Here is a 17,214-nt window from a genome sequence, read left to right on the forward strand (position 1 = left end):
TGGAGAATGGAGAATGGAGAATGGAGAATGGAGAATGGAGAATGGAGAATGGAGAATGGAGAATGGAGAATGGAAAGGAAAAGACAGGTGTACTTTAGGTTTGAGGATTAATCACGCTGGCGATCACCATAAATCAAATATTTTGTAATTGCTCCAAATTGATTATATCAACAACAGGAGAATGACGATTTAATATAATATCATTATGTCTTTTAAGCAAGATGATCTGAGCTATAAATACCCAAAATAGTTGTGATAGATTACGAGATTTAACATGATTTTTAAGATCTGAAAGTTTGGCTTTTAAAATTATTTTATTTTCGAGTTTATAAACCCAATTCCTTCCCCGTTTAGAAATTTGAAAACAATAACCCGGAAGATAACCGCCTCGATTTGCCCAAAAGGCATAACGTTCTCCTAATGTAAAATAGTGAAAAATGTTATTAATTCCAGCAATTTTTGCTAATTCCGGTGAAATTCCTAATGAATTATAAGTCACCGTTGAGCGAATATAATCTGAATATTTAATCACAATTTGTTGAGCTACTTTTCCTCCTAAACTTTCTCCAATCATATCGGGTTTTTGTCCTTGTTGGGTATGATTTTTTAACCAAGCGATCGCACCTTTTTTTTCAGCCGATTTTAATTGCCCTTCCCAACTAGCAATAAACACATCGGGCGTATCTTCTATAACCCGATAAAAGGGATACCATGACCCATAGCCGCGAATCACTAAAACAGGAGGTTGATTAGCTTTTAAAGGCAGACGACCCTCGGCATAAAACCCGGTTTTTTTATCTTCAAATACTTGATCAATAATATAATCTCCTAAAACCTTTTGTCCGATTTTATGGTTAATATAAATAGACGGAGCATCGGGTTCAAAAAGTCCTTTAACTTGGGGTTTTGCAAATTGTTCATAGAGACGATCCAAACTATGCCGCCCTGTTACTGGATCAATAAAACCCTCTTTCAGAATAGCAGAAGAATTTGAACCTTGATTTTTAGAGAAGAAATTAAACCAATTTTTGATCAGAAATTTCACCGCACGTTAAACCCATTGTGACGCTAATTTTTAATAAAAGGGAAATTAGATTAAGAAATTAATTCCTTAATTTTTGCTGGAGTTAATTCTTCTAACTGATTTAATACAATGGTTGCTCCCGCCTTTTCTAAGTTTTGCTGATACCCTTGACGACGTTCTAAATCAGCTTGTTGAATATGGGGCGGAAGCACCCCAACACCGACCCAAAGACGCTCAGGTTGCAGTTGTTTGGCTTGGGTTACGGTGTATAAATCTGCTACGGTATCTCCAACATAAAGAACGGGAGTGTGTTGATGTTCTTCGGGCTCTAATTCTGCAATGACTTCAAATAATCCTGTTGGGTCAGGTTTCCCCGGAACATCTTCCATCGCCCTTAAAACAATAGAACTTAAATTCAGTTTACCCTGCAAAACATAGAGAGCTTCATCTCGCATCGCCCCACTAAAGAAACCCCAAAGGATCTGATTTTCAGTCAAATTTTTAAAATAATTCGGGGTACAAAGTAAGGGTTCTGAGCAAATATAACCTGTCCATTCTTCGGGGTCTAGCCCTCGATAACGGGACTGGAAAAAATCGATTAGCTGTTGATAATTAAGGGAAATGTCAGTTCTTGTTTTCCCTTGGGCTTCAAAATAACGATAAACTAATTCTTGAGACGCTTCCCAATCATTATTCCAAATTCCCTCAGCTTTGAGATAATCAATATCGGTCAGGGTCGGACGATAGGCGCCGTTTGTAAACTGTTCGACGGTATCAGCAATAGCCCGTCGATAGGAACCTCCCACATCCCGAATGACTCCATCAATATCAAAAACAACAATAGCGGTTTTCATCATTGAGTCCGTTGAGCTTATGTCATGCTCAAGGCTACACCCGAACTGGGTACTCCGGCAAATCTCAATCAAAGTATTGGCGGATTTGGAAAAACATAAGGTATTATAGAGGATTGTAATATTTTTAATTAAGCCTGGGATAGACCTGGAGGTGTAATTGTCAAGGTTCGTACTAAAAGTTCTCTGGCTGGATGAGAATGTTGCGCTGGCGGTGGATCAAGTGGTGGGTAAAGGCACAAGTCCTTTAACCTCTTACTTTTTCTGGCCTCGCAACGATGCTTGGGAACAACTGAAAACAGAAATGGAATCCAAACGTTGGATTTCTGAAGGTGATCAAGTTGAGTTGCTCAATAAAGCAACCGAGGTGATCAATTATTGGCAAGAAGAGGGCAGAAATCGCCCCATGAGCGAAGCCCAAGGCAAATTTCCTGAAGTTATCTTCACCGGGAGTAGCTGATCTCCTTCTCGTTGATTTAATTTTTGATTGTGTGAAGTCTCCAACGCCATAGCGACTGCTGGGCGTTGGTTTTGCATGGATAAAATTTGCTGGGTTCCTTTGAGTTGCAGCTAACATAGAAATAAGCAAAAAAGCTTAGTCTTGTTTTTCCGCATAACCCAACGGAAAATAACAGGGACTGAACCATAGGAGATTTGGCGAAGAGGAAAACCTATGACGAGCACATCTCGAATTTCATACACCACAGAACAAAGTCTGGCGTGGATGCGGGGACTGTTAACCCTGGCTTGGGCGGATGGAAGTTTTGGCGAAGAAGAACATGAGTTAATTGATGCGTTAACCCATGATGAATTAGTCGCGGTCACGGATGTTGATAGTTTAGATCCCATTTCACCGGAGGAATTAGGGGCTGTTTTAGGAACCCATCCTAAACTGGCTGAAAACTTCCTGAGAACGGCGGTAATGGTGGCTTTAGCTGATGGGATTTATTCAATTTGTGAGGATGATTTACTCCATCAATTTTGTCAAGCGTTAAACCTGAAAATAGAAGCCTTAGATACCTTACGCAAAACCTTACAAGATTTATCCCAAATTCAATCGGGGGAGTTAGGGGAAATTTGCATAAGTCACAATAGCCATGATGATCATCATCTGGATGTTCTCTCTCCGGTTAAACATTGGTTAGATGACTTAGAAATTCATGATTCTAAAGTTGCCCATGCGGTGTGTAAATTAATTCCGCCTCAGTGTCCTTTTGAACGAGATCTCACCATATTTGGGCGCAAGATTGTTCATATTCCCCCGATGTGCAAATTGAATCCTTTATATGAACAATTTGTCGGGTTACGTTTCCGGGCGTTGTGTTATTTAGCAGATGAATGTCACGAAGATATCTCTAAATATTGTTAGGAAATAGCCGAAGGGAAAGTTGTATAGCACTACTTGAACAGGGAACAGGGAACAGGGAACAGGGAACAGGGAACAGTAAGCAGTGAATCCTTTTGCTGTATTTAGAAATGTCCTAACTGTAATGCGTAGCACTATAGTAGAGATGCGCTAAAAGCCTTGAAATAAATTTCAGGCTGTAGAGACGCGCCATGTAACCCCCTCTACGTCATCTAAAGATGACTGAAGGCTTGCCTTTCTTAACCCGTTTGAACGGGTTTGAGCTTTTAGCCCGAACTTTAGTTCAGGGCATTATGACTTAAGTAAAGACCAATACATGGCGCGCCTCCACTACATTCAGCAAACTATTCCCTGTTCCCTGTTCCCTGTTCCCTGTTCCCTATTCCCTACCCGAAAAATAGAGTTTAACCAAACACTTCATCTTCTATTCCTAACCACCATTCGCCCAAATTCATTAACTCTTGATGCAGTTGGGCTAACTCTTGAATATACTCTTCGTGGGAAATTTCAGATCGACGCTCTTGAAGCTTTTTTAAGCGCAATTGAACTAATAACCAAGGTTTAGAAATACTATCCGTGCTTTCAATATATCGGGCTAGTTCTTGACTATTCATAACTCGGATTTTAATCCATTAATCGGAAATTATAAACCGGGAATAGGGAAAAAATCATCCCTTCCCCACTCCCAGCTTTTCTATGATGCAGAAGCTAAATTGCTGGCTACAAAGTCCCAATTCACCAAGCTACTCAGGAAGTTGTCAATATAACCCGGTCTAGCGTTTTGGAAGTCGAGATAATAGGCGTGTTCCCAAACATCTAAGGTTAATAACGGAGTCGCCCCATCCACCATTGGGTTAGCCGCATTAGCCGTTTTGGTGACTTTCAGTTTGCCATTTTCCAGCACTAACCAAGCCCAACCACTCCCAAATTGAGTCGCCGCAGCGTTTTTGAATTCTGTTACAAATTTGTCAAACCCACCAAAATCGTGATTAATTTTGTTGGCTAAATCTCCTGTGGGTTCACCCCCCCCACCGGGTTTCATACAATTCCAGAAGAAAGAATGGTTCCACACCTGGGCGGCGTTGTTGAAGATTCCGACTTTGGCGGGGTCATTGGCCGTGGCTTTGATAATTTCTTCTAAGGATTTATTCGCCAGGTCAGTGTCTTTGATCAGATTGTTTAGATTCGTAACATAAGCTGCATGGTGTTTACCATAATGGTAGGAAAAGGTCTGCGCCGACATTTTGCTTCCTTCTAAAGCATCAGGAGCATAAGGTAAAGGCGGAAGTTCAAAAGCCATTGTGTTCTATCCTCTTTAAGTAGGTTCCAGTAACTCTAAACAAATCTTTACATCGTTTTGATTTTATATCAAAAATTACAAAATTTTGCGATTGTGCCTCGGATTTTCTGAGAAAATAGAGTTATCGTTGACTGTTGGCTATTGACGGTGAATGGTTGAGCCACTACTCAAATCTGCTTTGGCTCTTCTCGGCTCTAATATCGTTAAGATTTGTTACATTATTTTTATCCACCCTAATCCAACCTAATTGAGTCCGGCTTCCCCCAGAAACACCATGATTGAAGAGATGAGTAATAGCGAGCAACCGCCATTGGCAATGGATGTCCACCAGTTGCGGGAAGAGCAAGAATTAATTCTGAACCAGATTGATAATGCGATCGCTTTATTTAATTCTTCGCATCATTTAGTTTTATTTAATCAAAAATTAGCTGAAATTTGGGGATTATCTCTCAATTTTTTAACTCAACATCCTCCCTTAGAAAGGATTTGTTCAGAAGTGGTTGCTCAGGGCTATTGGAGTGAACAACAATGTCAGCAACTCACGGCTTGTTTACAGCAAACAGAAATTCCTAATTTATCTTTTTGTATTCAGCAAAGTAACGGCATTTATTTAGAAGTTGAAAGTACCTTAACTTCCCAGGGCGGTCGGTTATTCACGTTTCGAGATGTAACTTATTATCGAAATTCTCAAACCCACTTAAATACAGAAGTTCAGCGATTAAAATTTTTATTAGGGTTAAATGAACGTTTACAAGATTCTGATAATTTACAAGAGGTGGCTCAGTTTGCCTTGAATTATTTAGTTTCCGTTATCAATGCGGCTTTTGGGGATGTGAAAGTCATTTATGGAGAGGGAAGAAATCGCCAAGCTGAAACGATTATGAATCAAATTTCGGGTCAATTTATTGCCACCTATGGAGAACCTGCCATTGCTTTAATGCAGGAAATCTTAAAGGATGGAATTCCCTATGGTCAAGGTTTATTATGGGATGTGGTGGCAACGGGTCAACCTATTTTTGTGCAAAATTATGCTCAACATCCTAAATCCGTTCCTGCATTTCGCTCTCCCGGAATTGGTCAGTTAGGAATTTTCCCCATCCCGGCGACTAATGGAAATATTATTGGGGTTTTAACTTTAGAATCACGGGACTTAAATCGATTTCAACAATATCCTCAACGGGATATGTTAGATGCAGCTTGTCGGACGCTGGGTGCGGCGATTGAACGGACACAAGCACAAACTCGCCTGCGTCAAATTAACGAAGATTTAGAACGAGCTTCTCAACTAAAATCCGAGTTTTTGGCGTCCATGTCTCATGAACTGCGAACTCCCCTCAATAGTATTTTAGGGTTTTCCGACTTACTTAAACGCCAGATTGGAGGGATTTTAAATGAACGGCAACTGCATCACGTTCAACTGATTGAAAAAAGTGGTCAACATCTCTTACAACTGATTAATGATATTCTGGATTTATCCAAAATTGAAGCCGGAAAAACCGAACTTGATTTAACAATTGTCGATGTTCACCGCCTGTGTACTGAAGGCTTAAGAATGATGCAGCCTCGTGCTGACAAAAAACGGTTGGCGATGTCTTTAGAATTAGATTATCGATTCAATCAAGCCTTTTTAGATGAGCGACGGGTGCGACAAATTATTATTAATTTACTGTCTAATGCGGTGAAATTTACACCGGAGGGAGGAAGCATTAAACTCAGTGGATTTTTAGCTTATGGCAGCCAAATTGATCAAGATTATCGACCGGATTGTTCCCCAGTAAATTCCAGTACACCTTATCTTTGTTTAGAAGTAAAAGACTCAGGGATTGGGATTCCAGAAGAACGTTGGCATCTTTTGTTTCGTCCCTTTCAACAAGTAGATTCTTCTTTAACCCGTCGCCATGAAGGAACCGGATTAGGATTAGCATTAGTTAAACGACTGGCAGAGTTACATGGCGGCACGGTTTCCTTCCGTTCAACGGTGAATCAAGGCAGCTTATTTCGGGTGTGGTTGCCTTTAACAGAAATGCGTGAAGAATTCAGTCTGAATCGGCAACCTCAAGCTTTATCTAAAGATCAAAAATCTGATGCTTCTGATAGTTCTAATCTGAATTATCCCAATATTCCTCGAATTTTAGTCGTGGAAGATCAACCCTTTAATCAATTATTAGTTTCTGAAATTTTAGAGTTAGAGGGATATCGAGTTGAATTAATTAGTGATGGTCAAACTATGTTAGAAGCCATTCATTCTCCCCTAGTAACTGAAAAATCCTTACCCGATTTAATTTTAATGGATGTGCAGTTACCAGAGATAGATGGGATAGAACTGATGCGTCAACTTCAAAACCATTCTCTGTGGCAATCTGTTCCGATTATTGCGCTGACAGCAATGGCAATGGCAGGCGACCGAGAACGCTGTTTAGCTGCGGGTGCATCTGCCTATTTAAGTAAACCTTTAGATTTAGACTTAATGCTGTCTCTGGTGAAATCTTTTCTGGGGTCTTCATCGAAGAGGGGATAGACAAAATCTATACAATGACGGATGAAAAGCAGGATTCTGATTCGTTGTAATGATAACATCAGGGTGATGTTCAGAGCGACCAGTTTTTTCTTGAGTTTTGCGGAAACCTAATATTAAAAGTAGGGGCAGCAACCTATCAGCAGGTTGGTTTTTTAAACGTTCAATTTTGATTAAAATTAATCTCATGTCCAACCCATCGCCGTGTATTCTTCTCGTCGATGACGAACCGATGAATCTCCGTTTATTAGAAAACTTACTGGCATCAGCAGGCTATCAAACCCAGTCAGCAACATCGGGAATAGAAGCCATACAGTTAACTCAAACCTGTATTCCTGATTTGGTTTTGTTAGATGTGATGATGCCAGAAATGAACGGATTTGAGGTTTGCCATTATTTTCGACAACAAGAATTCTTAAAAACCATTCCGATTATTTTTTTAACTGCTTTAGATGATGAAGAATCGAAATTGAAAGGAATGGAACAAATGGCAGATGATTATATTACTAAACCGTTTAAGAGTCGATTACTGTTAGCAAAAGTTGCGAATTTGCTTCAGTTACAAGAAATTCGCCAAGCTTCGCACCAGACTTTAATGAAGCGGCGGATTCAAGAAACTACAAAACGTCAACTTTCTGTAGCTTGGCAAATTAATGAAGATTTATCAGAAAAATTTCGTTTATTTGTTCCTGAACAATTTTTAAACCGCATCGCCCCTGAAGGGGTTGAATCGATTCGCTTAGGAAATGTTACCGAAGAAGAATTGACGATTTTATTTTGTGATATTCGAGATTTTACCGCCATTGCAGAATCCCAAAATCCTCAAGAAACCTTTGAATGGTTAAATGCTTTTTTTAATAAAATGAGTGGCTGTATTACCTCCCATCATGGATTTATTGATAAATATTTAGGGGATGCCATCATGGCTGTTTTTGACCGACCTCAATTACAAAGCCAGGATGCACTTAACGCTGCATTAATAATGAAAAAAAGTTTACAAGAATTTAATCATCCTCACTTTAAAAAAAGGCAACATCCGATAAACATTGGGATTGGAATTCATACCGGAAAGGGAATGATTGGGACATTAGGTTCAGAAGAGAGAATGGATTCAACGGTGATTGGAGATGTTGTTAATACCGCTTCTCGATTGGAAGGACTCACGAAAGTCTATGGTTGTACGATTATTGTAAGTCAATCGACTTTAGAACACCTGAATAAAGCAACAACTTGGGTGGAGACCGTTTCGGATTCCTTAGTTACTCAATACCCTGTAACACCTGATTTATTTTATTGGCGGTGGATTGATTGTGTTATCCCTAGAGGGAAACAAAATGCGATTGAAATTTATGAACTTTTGGGAACTCTTTCCTCCGCCTTTTCCACCTCAGAAGTTTTAATTTTATCACAATTTGATCAGGGAATTCAAGCGTGGAAAAACCAAAACTATGAAGAAGCATTAGGATATTTCCAAACCGTTCTACAACATAACCCCAACGATACCATTACCTCTTTATATATTCAACGTTGTCATGAGCAATTAGGGTTAACCGTTTCGAGTTAAAGCAAGATGGGGAAAAAGATTACATAGCACTACACAGTACAGTTAGTACACGTCTAAATCCAGCAAACCCTTTCACTCCTTACTGTTCCCTGTTCCCTGTTCAAATAGCACTATAACACTTCTTTTAAGTTATGAGTTGCATCACTGAGTTTTGCACTTCCGTTTTTAATTTGGTTGACACCGAGAGCCGTTTCATTAGCACCTCGTGTGAGATTATTCATAGCTTGATTAACCTGTTGAATAGCGACGGCTTGCTGTTTAGATGTTAAGGCAATTTGTTGACTACTTTCAACGATTTGTTCCATTGATTTTGACACATCGGAAAAGACTTGAGCCGTTTGGTGAGCGACATGAACCCCAGATTCAACATTTTTTGTTCCTTCTTCAGTCACCACAACTGTTGTTTGAATCATCCGTTGAATATCATTGACTAAGGTATTAATTTTTTGGCTGGATTTTTGACTCGCATCGGAGAGTTTTCTAATTTCAGACGCGACAACAGCAAATCCCTTTCCATGTTCTCCAGCGCGTACCGCTTCAACGGCGGCGTTTAACGCTAACATATTGGTTTGATTTGATAAATCACTGACCACATCAGAAACACTACCAATTTGATGGGTTTGTTCACTTAACTGCACAATTTTTTCAGCAATAGATTCTACTTTGATTTTCAGGGTTTCCATTTCTTGTAACGCTTTTTGAATGGCGACTGTCCCCTGTTCTACCCGAATTAAGGCTTGTTGAGCCCCAAAAACAGCCCCTTCTGCTTGTTGAGAAGATTGTTGAGAGGAAGCACTTAATTCATCCATTGTTACGGTTGTTTCTTGAACTGAAGATAATTGTTGATTGGTAATCCGTTCTTGTTCATTAATTGTGGACACAATCTGACTGGAAAAGGAAGTCACAACCCCGACAACTTCCAAAATAGAATTGACTAATTTCTTTAACAGAATGACTCCCAAAAATACAAAAAATCCCCCAATCAAAAAGGTAACAATTACAGCTATCCGAATAAACTGATTGATGGGTTCTAAAACAACAGATTTGGGTGTTTCATAGACTAAAATAAAAGGATTTTTGCGATTAACTGAATCGGGAAAGATGGTATTATAAGTCATAATTGAGTTAGATATATCTGTAATCAAGCCATTTCCTCCTGATAGCACTTGCTTAACAATAGGTTCTGAAAAATCATTTTTGAGATTATAATTTTTATTTAATTCAAACCCCCACTGTTTTTCGGGAAGGGGATGGCTTAAATAATATCCATCTTGATTAACTACAAAAAATTGTTGTTGCAATTCCGAACTTAAATTATCATTATCAGCAAGCTCAAACAACCGTTCAATTAAAATATTAGCAACTAAAACGCCTCGTTTCTCACCAGCTTGATTATAAATGGGAACTCCATACCGAACAATGGGTTTATAAGGAATTTCAATTTGATCATTCTCTCGACTCAAGTTTATAGGAGAAACATAAACTTGTCCTGGTTTTAAGCTTAAAGTTTCCCGAAAGTATTCTGATGAAGTTCTGTTTTTTAACTCTTTGCTGGGAACCACTATAACTTGACCATTAGCAACTTGGACTCTCACCAGTTCATTTCCATCTTCATCCAGATATCGTAATTGATCATAATAGGGACGATTTCTTAAGAACGAAGAAAAAATAATCGTTAATCGATTTATCCAGTTTTCATAGCTAGATTTATCTTGAGGATCAATCCCTTTGTTTTCCCGGGCTCTAACAATGCCTTGAATCGGGGGAGTTTCACTTAAATATAAAATATCAGATTTGAAATTGCTCATGAAAAGATTGATGGTTTCCCCACTATTTTGTTCCTCATTTTTCATCGAGCGAGCAACGGAATCAATTAGATATTGGCGGGAGTTAATAATATTGAATGAACTGACAGCAAGTACGGGAAAAAGAATACTGGCAATCAATAAATATAAAAACTTGTTTTGGGATTTTCCCGGCCATCGAAAGTTAAACATACGTTTTTTGGAACTGGATATTTTTGAAACCCTTTATGAGAGTATTATATCATAGTTTTCACTAACCTCTAAAAGTTTAAAAATTATTTACATCTGTTCTTATAACTCCCTTTTTTGTTAAACAACAAATGTAATAAAACCCACTTTAAAGCCTCTCTAGCTTAATTAAACATAAATTAATTGTCCAAAAATTAGCTAACAGAAGTTAAAATCAACAAATTACCTCAAAATTTGATAGCCACTTAGACTGAAACTGTAAATTAAAGTAAAGTTTGATACCCAAGCTATCGCTTTTGAGGGATAATCTAAACTGAGATATTTTTTATCTAAATTAGAGTTTTACACATGAATACTCCACTCTCGCCTCAGTGCCAAAATCTACAACATCAGGTTGAAGGCTTAGTCAAACTTCTGCATCAAGAACCGTCCCTGCGACAACAGGATATTACGGCGGTGCGTGCATCTTTGAATAAAGTAATCTCCCCCAAGTTTGAAATTGTGTTTGCGGGGGCGTTTAGTGCTGGAAAATCAATGTTAATTAATGCCCTTTTAGAACGGGAATTATTATATAGTGCAGAGGGACACGCCACCGGAACCGAATGTTATATTGACTATGCTGAACCGGATCAAGAACGGGTGGTTTTAACCTTTTTAAGTGAAGCCGAAATTCGCGAACAAGTCGCGGCTTTATGTCAGCTTTTAGGATTAAGTTCTAATGTTAATATTAATCGCAATGATGTGATTGATTTGCTTTTAGAAGGCTGTGACAAAATTATTCAGCAAGAAGGAGGAGTTAATAAATCTGAACGGGCAAAACAAGCCAAAGCGTTAGATTTATTAATGAAAGGGTTTGTGGAAAACCGCGATCGCATTCACACCCTGAATAATGCGACTTATTCTATGGAACAGTTTAACTTTTCTAACCTCAAAGAAGCTGCCAGTTATGCCCGTCGAGGCAGTAATAGTGCAGTCTTAAAACGGATTGAATACTATTGCTATCATCCCCTATTACAAGATGGAAATGTCATTATTGACACCCCTGGAATTGATGCGCCTGTAGAGAAAGATGCTCAATTAACTTATCAGAAAATTGAGAATCCCGATACCTCGGCGGTGGTCTGTGTTTTAAAACCTGCATCGGCGGGAGAAATGACAATAGAAGAAACGGAACTCTTAGAACGAATTCGTCAAAATCCCAGTATCCGCAATCGCGTTTTTTATGTGTTTAATCGCATTGATGAAACGTGGTATAATGCCCAACTGCGTCAACGATTAGATAACTTAATTTATTCGGATTTTCAGGATACTACCAGAGTCTATAAAACCAGTGGATTATTAGGGTTTTATGGAAGCCAAATTAAATCAACAACGGGACGCGATCGCTTTGGGTTAGATAGTATTTTTGCCGAAAGTATTAAAGGATTTGGGGGAGAAGAAGAAACCCCTCAATTTGTCTATGCTTTTAATAACTATTGTGGCAGTTCCCGCAAACTTCCGATTCAATTCCGAGTCACAATTAACGGGTTTGAATCTCCCAATCAAAACTATGTCAGGATTTTAGCAGATTGGGGACAACCCCTGATTGATCAGTTAATTAAAGATAGCGGAATTGAAGATTTCCGTACCGCCATTACTTACTATTTAACCCAAGAAAAACGTCCCCAACTGTTTAAGAATCTAGCCGATGATTTAGAAGATATTTGTATTCCCCTGCGAAAGTATTACGAATCAATTCAACGGGAATTAGACAGTCAACCGCGTGAAATTGAATCGATGAAAGCCCAGGAATTACAACTGCTGAATCAACAATTGCAAGAAGCCGGACAGGAATTTCGAGATCATATTGCGGAAGAAGTGAATCGAATTATTACCAGTAAATGTGATGGCTTTGAACAGGATTTTAATCAATTACAATCTCGGATGGTGAGGCGTTTAGATGAATTATTGGATAGTTTTTCTGTAAAAGAAGCTTATAGTCGTGCGACCTTCAGCCATCCTCGGAATGCAACTGCGCCGTTATTAGCGGTTTTAGTGGAAGCATTATATTTTTTAGCGAACCAATTAGAGGATATTTTAGTGGAGGCGGTTCAATCTGTAAATGCAGGGTTTTTCCGTCGTTTAGTTGAACGAGTTCGTAAGACCGAATATTATCGCAAACTCAATCGTTTATTAGGAAATGATGGCGGAATAGAACTGCGGTTAAAACGGTTAGAAGAAGAGGTTAATCAAGCGTTAGTTGCGATGGCTAAAACGGAATGCGATCGCTATGTGCGAGAAAGTCCTAAATTCTATGATGAAGGCACATTTTCGATTTATCAATTTCGCCAAACTTTATTACAAACCTCATCCAGTTATGACTGTACAACAATGGTGGATGCAGAACCCGCTATCCGTCAATTGTTGAAGTTAGATTTTGAACCCAAAGTCTCAAAAACCATTAATCAAACCTTCCGCCAAACGGTTAACCAAACCCTGAAAACTCAATTATTACCGATGACGGAAATTCAAGGGGAAGAAATTATGCAGCAATACAGTCAAGCGCGAGTTTATTTAGAGAATACCTTAGCACAGGAAGCGGAGGAGAAAATCAAAACGAATGCTCGATTTCAGTCTGAAGTCAACCAAAAAATTGAGGAATACAATCAATTTGTTTCAGCGATTAATAGTTGTTTACAGTCAATGCAACTATTTGAACATTTATTACCAACCATCTCTAATTCTAAGATTAGTGATGAGCGTTTCGATTTTTAACCTTTAGACTCGTTACCTCTCTAAAAACCCGGTTTCTCGCAGAAACTGGGTTTTTGGAAAGACTGAATTTTAATGTATACTGTCATCAGTAATTTTATGCTCAATACTCTAATATTTTGAGATTGACGAATTAATTTTATAACTCTATAATAAATTTATGGATATTTTATGAGGCTAATAATCAATATGAGCGATGTTGTTAATTCAGAAAATTGTGAAGATTATGAAGTTCTATTGTTTGGAAATCATACTTGTCTTGTTGAAAAACTGAAACAAGATATTGAGTTTGCTTTGAAAAAGTGTGCAAATCGAATTATAGAATTACTTGTTAGTAAACAATCTAATCAATCATTGTATGTGATTAAAGGTGACAGTCGTTATGATTGGCAATGGTTTGAAGAAGGAAAAGAGTGTAAACTTTTAAAGTTAGGGACGAAGGAATGGCAACCCGGAAAAGTTAGAATTAAAGTTACTCTCGAATTTTGTCCCGATGAACCGGAAGAAGTAGAAGTTCAAGAGGAAGAAAAAATAGACGAAATGGATAAAGTAGCAAAATCCTTAGATGATATTCGTCAAAAATTAAACCGAGAAAATAATAGTTAAATAGAAACAGGATTTCTTCATGAGATATCTTAGTTTTACCCTCTATATAGCAAGTCTAAATCAGTTGTATAAACGTCTTAAAATCCTATTCATCATAGGGGCGAGGCGCGCCTAAAGTTTATCAAAAATCACGCTAAAAGCCTTGAAATAAATTTCAGGCTAAAAGCTAAAACCCGTTAAAACGGGTTAATGATCTTAGTTATATTTAGATGACGTAGAGACGTGCCATGGCGCGTCTCTACAGCCCGAAATGCAAGTTCAGGGCATTATGACTTAATTTTAACAAAAACCATGAACAATACAGCCAAAGTATACACCTTATATTTTGCAATTGACGATATTACAACTTCAATGTGCAATATTATTAATAATCGACAAAATTCAAAAAAAGTTAATAGTGATGAACTGTTTAATAAATTCTGGACTAAGGGTAGAAATAAATATTCTGAGTTAAACTATGATCTAGTAGCCGAAATTGGAATAGCTAATTTCAAAGCAGAACAAGAATTTGGCAGAATTGCATCAGCGATAGAAAATGCTTTAGGAAAATTGGAAAATGATCAGAATTGCTACTTTATTTACTGTCTGTGGTTTGCCTTAAATATTGCTATTGTTGAGTATTCTTTTGTCAACCCATCAGTCAACCAACATAACCTATATTTGGAGATAGAAAATCAGTTAAGATTAGCTCATGAGAAATATCTTTTGTCGTCCCAGTCAAGTCTGGAAAAGTGGCAGAATATTGAGGCGATAGTCAAATCAAAGTTGGGAAATTTTTAAAAGAGTTTTCAGTAAGGCTAGAAGATAATTATTTGAGAAAGGGTAAGTATATAAGCTGATTTTTTTATCATAGAACATGATCTATAATAAAAAAATAGAAGCTTGATTACAGGATGGTTAAATTAATGAAACCTACCCCCAGAATTGTCATTCCTCAAGAAGTTAGAAGATATGTATTTTTACGAGATAATTATCAATGTAAAAGCTGTGGTAAAACCGAAAATGAAACCCAACTGACAATGGATCATATTATCCCATTAGCAAAAGGAGGTTCTAACGATATTAGTAATTTACAAACCTTGTGTTCTCAATGTAATCAGAAAAAGAAAGCTGATTTTGATCTTCGTTTCAAGCGAAACTTTACAATTTAAAAATTGCAACTAAAAATGATATAATAGTAGAATTAAACGACCGAGTTAGGGATTTTTAGTTCTACAAATGATAAATCCTCTTAGAAAAAAACTGCATTACTTAGTTGATCAGATCTCCGAAGAAGACTTAGGAAAAGCCTGGAAATCCTTGCAAACCCTATTTTATGATACCTATATGCTCAAAGCGATTCAAGAAGCCAAGGAAACTTTAACACCAGGAGACTCTTTAACCTATGATGAAGCCCTAGAACTGTTGCATTTTGAGTATAGTAGACCCAGTGCCTCCCATTCAGAACATCACCATCCCACCTATCGTCCTATCCCCCAAATGAATGACTGAGTAACCCCATCGTGACGCTTGATGTCCGCTATGGTCGATCTTTTATTCATGACCTAATAAGCTTAGAACCATCCGCTTATTCTAAGGTCTATCATTTTGTCTTTGTTGAATTTAAACAGATTAAAACTCTCAAAGACTTACCCGAACTTAAGCCATTAGGTTCAAGTGCTATTTTTTATCGCTTTACTTTAGAAAATTATTTAATTGGAATAGAAGTAACCGGTCAAATTGTTAAATTCGTCCGAATTCTACCCAAACCCAAGATTTAGAGTAGAAGCAGGGGGAGACAAGCAACCCTCAACCGCCCCTACTTTATTACAAACTGTTAAGGTGTATTGCAAAGCGTCACAACTGACGGGGGAGAAATGGTTTCCAGGTGAGTGTCCGTGATACCATCACAAATTAGTAAAAAGACGAGATAGATTGGGAGAAGACCGTTGACACTACGGGTTGCTGTTGTTGGTTCTGGCCCTGCGGGTTCTTCCGCAGCCGAGACGCTAGTTAAAGCAGGCATTGAAACCTACCTGTTTGAACGGAAGCTGGATAACGCCAAACCCTGTGGTGGGGCGATCCCGCTTTGTATGGTGAGTGAGTTTGACTTACCTGCTCATGTCATTGATCGGCGGGTGAGAAAAATGAAAATGATCTCTCCCTCGAACCGTGAGGTTGATATTTTCATTGAAAAAGAAGACGAATATATTGGAATGTGCCGTCGGGAAATTCTCGATGGGTTTATGCGCGATCGCGCCGTCTCTCTAGGGACAATTTTAATAAATGGTACTGTTCATCAATTAGAAATTCCTAAAACCAGTTCCGAGCCTTATGTGATTCATTATCATGATCATGCAACGGCTGAAGGTGGCGTGGGTACACCCAAAACCCTAGAAGTGGATGTGGTGATCGGGGCGGATGGAGCTAACTCCCGCATTGCTAAAGCCATTGATGCTGGGGATTATAATTATGCGATCGCCTTCCAAGAACGCATCCGTATCCCTGAAGATAAAATGGCCTATTATGAAGATCGGGCGGAAATGTACGTTGGTAACGACGTTTCCCCAGACTTCTACGCCTGGGTATTCCCCAAATATGATCACGTTGCGGTGGGAACTGGAACCATGAAACCCAACCAAGCGCTGATCAAACAATTGCAAGCGGGAATTCGCGCCCGGGCAGCGAGCCGCATCGAAGGCGGTAAGATTATTAAAGTAGAAGCTCACCCCATTCCCGAACATCCCCGTCCTCGTCGGGTTGTGGGACGAGTGGCGTTAGTCGGAGATGCCGCCGGAACAGTTACGAAGTCCTCTGGAGAAGGCATCTATTTCGCCGCCAAGTCAGGGCGGATGTGTGCCGAAACCATTGTGGAACGGAGTAATAGTGGTAAACGCATTCCCACAGAAGCCGATCTGAAGGAATATATCAAACTCTGGGATAAGAAATATGGCATTACTTATCTGGTGTTAGATATTCTGCAACGAGTCTTCTATCGCACGGATGCGACCCGTGAAGCTTTTGTAGAGATGTGTGCGGATAGGGATGTGCAGAAGTTAACTTTTGATAGCTATCTGTACAAAACCGTTGTTCCGGCCAACCCTCTAATTCAGATGAAGATTACAGCAAAAACCCTGGGGAGTTTGTTACGCGGAAGTGCATTAGCGCCGTAATCAGTCATCAGTCATCAGTCATCAGTGTAGAGACGTGCCATGGCGCGTCTCTATCTATGAGTTAAGAGTTAAATGATAACTTCTTTTCTTG

Annotated in this window: 16 protein-coding genes; 11 read left to right on the plus strand and 5 right to left on the minus strand. The window is 38.8% G+C overall.

Translation table 11 applies throughout. The features are described from left to right. Positions 1–133 precede the first annotated feature (133 nt). Together PL9214_RS17720 and PL9214_RS17725 are read right to left on the minus strand one after the other, a co-directional pair. On the minus strand, positions 134–1,045 hold the full coding sequence (locus tag PL9214_RS17720) for an alpha/beta hydrolase family protein (protein ID WP_245824284.1): 912 nt from the start codon (positions 1,043–1,045) through the stop codon (positions 134–136). A gap of 50 nt (positions 1,046–1,095) precedes the next feature. After that, on the minus strand, positions 1,096–1,878 hold the full coding sequence (locus tag PL9214_RS17725; protein ID WP_072720108.1) for a TIGR01548 family HAD-type hydrolase: 783 nt from the start codon (positions 1,876–1,878) through the stop codon (positions 1,096–1,098). Positions 1,879–2,035: 157 nt separating this feature from the next. Here PL9214_RS17725 and PL9214_RS17730 point away from each other — a divergent pair, with 157 nt between their 5' ends. Further along, complete coding sequence (locus PL9214_RS17730; RefSeq protein WP_072720109.1) at positions 2,036–2,335, plus strand: 30S ribosomal protein PSRP-3; 300 nt, start codon at positions 2,036–2,038, stop codon at positions 2,333–2,335. A gap of 213 nt (positions 2,336–2,548) precedes the next feature. Beyond that, positions 2,549–3,244 carry a Mo-dependent nitrogenase C-terminal domain-containing protein gene (locus PL9214_RS17735; protein ID WP_072720110.1) on the plus strand — a complete coding sequence of 232 codons (696 nt, stop codon included), beginning with the start codon at positions 2,549–2,551 and terminating at the stop codon, positions 3,242–3,244. A 401-nt stretch (positions 3,245–3,645) separates the two neighbouring features. Here PL9214_RS17735 and PL9214_RS17740 read toward each other — a convergent pair whose 3' ends face one another. Next, the gene (locus tag PL9214_RS17740) at positions 3,646–3,855 is read right to left on the minus strand and encodes a hypothetical protein (protein WP_072720111.1); all 210 of its coding nucleotides are present in this window, start codon (positions 3,853–3,855) and stop codon (positions 3,646–3,648) included. Between the two features lie 80 nt (positions 3,856–3,935). Beyond that, positions 3,936–4,541, minus strand: a complete 606-nt coding sequence (locus PL9214_RS17745) for a superoxide dismutase (RefSeq protein ID WP_072720112.1) — start codon at positions 4,539–4,541, stop codon at positions 3,936–3,938. 286 nt (positions 4,542–4,827) lie between these two features. Here PL9214_RS17745 and PL9214_RS17750 point away from each other — a divergent pair, with 286 nt between their 5' ends. Then, positions 4,828–7,059: a hybrid sensor histidine kinase/response regulator gene (locus PL9214_RS17750; protein WP_437126735.1), complete on the plus strand. Its 2,232-nt coding sequence runs from the start codon at positions 4,828–4,830 to the stop codon at positions 7,057–7,059. A gap of 184 nt (positions 7,060–7,243) precedes the next feature. Further along, a complete protein-coding gene (locus PL9214_RS17760; protein ID WP_072720115.1) occupies positions 7,244–8,620 on the plus strand; it encodes a response regulator in 1,377 nt (458 codons plus the stop codon). Between the two features lie 110 nt (positions 8,621–8,730). On the opposite strand, the gene PL9214_RS17765 is transcribed toward PL9214_RS17760, so the two are convergent. Further along, entirely contained in the window at positions 8,731–10,617 is a 1,887-nt protein-coding gene (locus PL9214_RS17765; RefSeq protein ID WP_072720116.1) for a methyl-accepting chemotaxis protein, read from the minus strand. A 345-nt stretch (positions 10,618–10,962) separates the two neighbouring features. Between PL9214_RS17765 and PL9214_RS17770 the strand changes: the two genes are divergently transcribed. From PL9214_RS17770 to chlP, 7 genes are all read left to right on the plus strand, one after another. Beyond that, on the plus strand, positions 10,963–13,368 hold the full coding sequence (locus PL9214_RS17770; protein ID WP_072720117.1) for a dynamin family protein: 2,406 nt from the start codon (positions 10,963–10,965) through the stop codon (positions 13,366–13,368). Between the two features lie 186 nt (positions 13,369–13,554). Then, positions 13,555–13,971 (plus strand): KGK domain-containing protein, encoded by a 417-nt coding sequence (locus PL9214_RS17775; protein WP_072720118.1) that lies wholly within the window; start codon positions 13,555–13,557, stop codon positions 13,969–13,971. Between the two features lie 291 nt (positions 13,972–14,262). Next, positions 14,263–14,751, plus strand: coding sequence for a hypothetical protein (locus PL9214_RS17780; protein ID WP_072720119.1), 489 nt, complete (start codon positions 14,263–14,265; stop codon positions 14,749–14,751). A 125-nt stretch (positions 14,752–14,876) separates the two neighbouring features. After that, positions 14,877–15,122 (plus strand): HNH endonuclease, encoded by a 246-nt coding sequence (locus PL9214_RS17785; protein WP_072720446.1) that lies wholly within the window; start codon positions 14,877–14,879, stop codon positions 15,120–15,122. A gap of 67 nt (positions 15,123–15,189) precedes the next feature. Continuing rightward, positions 15,190–15,462, plus strand: a complete 273-nt coding sequence (locus PL9214_RS17790) for a hypothetical protein (protein ID WP_072720120.1) — start codon at positions 15,190–15,192, stop codon at positions 15,460–15,462. Positions 15,463–15,473: 11 nt separating this feature from the next. After that, the gene (locus PL9214_RS17795; RefSeq protein WP_072720121.1) at positions 15,474–15,731 is read left to right on the plus strand and encodes a cytotoxic translational repressor of toxin-antitoxin stability system; all 258 of its coding nucleotides are present in this window, start codon (positions 15,474–15,476) and stop codon (positions 15,729–15,731) included. Between the two features lie 168 nt (positions 15,732–15,899). Continuing rightward, positions 15,900–17,123, plus strand: coding sequence for a geranylgeranyl reductase (gene chlP / locus PL9214_RS17800; protein WP_072720122.1), 1,224 nt, complete (start codon positions 15,900–15,902; stop codon positions 17,121–17,123). The last annotated feature ends 91 nt before the right edge of the window (positions 17,124–17,214 follow it).

This window comes from Planktothrix tepida PCC 9214 (assembly GCF_900009145.1).
In the GTDB taxonomy this organism is placed as follows: domain Bacteria; phylum Cyanobacteriota; class Cyanobacteriia; order Cyanobacteriales; family Microcoleaceae; genus Planktothrix; species Planktothrix tepida.

Bases quoted from the DNA above. Each gene is read 5' to 3' on its own strand.
- PL9214_RS17790 (WP_072720120.1), top strand. From the start codon at position 15,190: ATGATAAATCCTCTTAGAAAAAAACTGCATTACTTAGTTGATCAGATC.
- PL9214_RS17745 (WP_072720112.1), bottom strand. From the start codon at position 4,541: ATGGCTTTTGAACTTCCGCCTTTACCTTATGCTCCTGATGCTTTAGAA.
- PL9214_RS17750 (WP_437126735.1), top strand. From the start codon at position 4,828: ATGAGTAATAGCGAGCAACCGCCATTGGCAATGGATGTCCACCAGTTG.
- PL9214_RS17785 (WP_072720446.1), top strand. From the start codon at position 14,877: ATGAAACCTACCCCCAGAATTGTCATTCCTCAAGAAGTTAGAAGATAT.
- PL9214_RS17725 (WP_072720108.1), bottom strand. From the start codon at position 1,878: ATGAAAACCGCTATTGTTGTTTTTGATATTGATGGAGTCATTCGGGAT.
- PL9214_RS17775 (WP_072720118.1), top strand. From the start codon at position 13,555: ATGAGCGATGTTGTTAATTCAGAAAATTGTGAAGATTATGAAGTTCTA.
- PL9214_RS17735 (WP_072720110.1), top strand. From the start codon at position 2,549: ATGACGAGCACATCTCGAATTTCATACACCACAGAACAAAGTCTGGCG.
- PL9214_RS17780 (WP_072720119.1), top strand. From the start codon at position 14,263: ATGAACAATACAGCCAAAGTATACACCTTATATTTTGCAATTGACGAT.
- PL9214_RS17760 (WP_072720115.1), top strand. From the start codon at position 7,244: ATGTCCAACCCATCGCCGTGTATTCTTCTCGTCGATGACGAACCGATG.
- PL9214_RS17765 (WP_072720116.1), bottom strand. From the start codon at position 10,617: ATGTTTAACTTTCGATGGCCGGGAAAATCCCAAAACAAGTTTTTATAT.
- PL9214_RS17770 (WP_072720117.1), top strand. From the start codon at position 10,963: ATGAATACTCCACTCTCGCCTCAGTGCCAAAATCTACAACATCAGGTT.
- PL9214_RS17740 (WP_072720111.1), bottom strand. From the start codon at position 3,855: ATGAATAGTCAAGAACTAGCCCGATATATTGAAAGCACGGATAGTATT.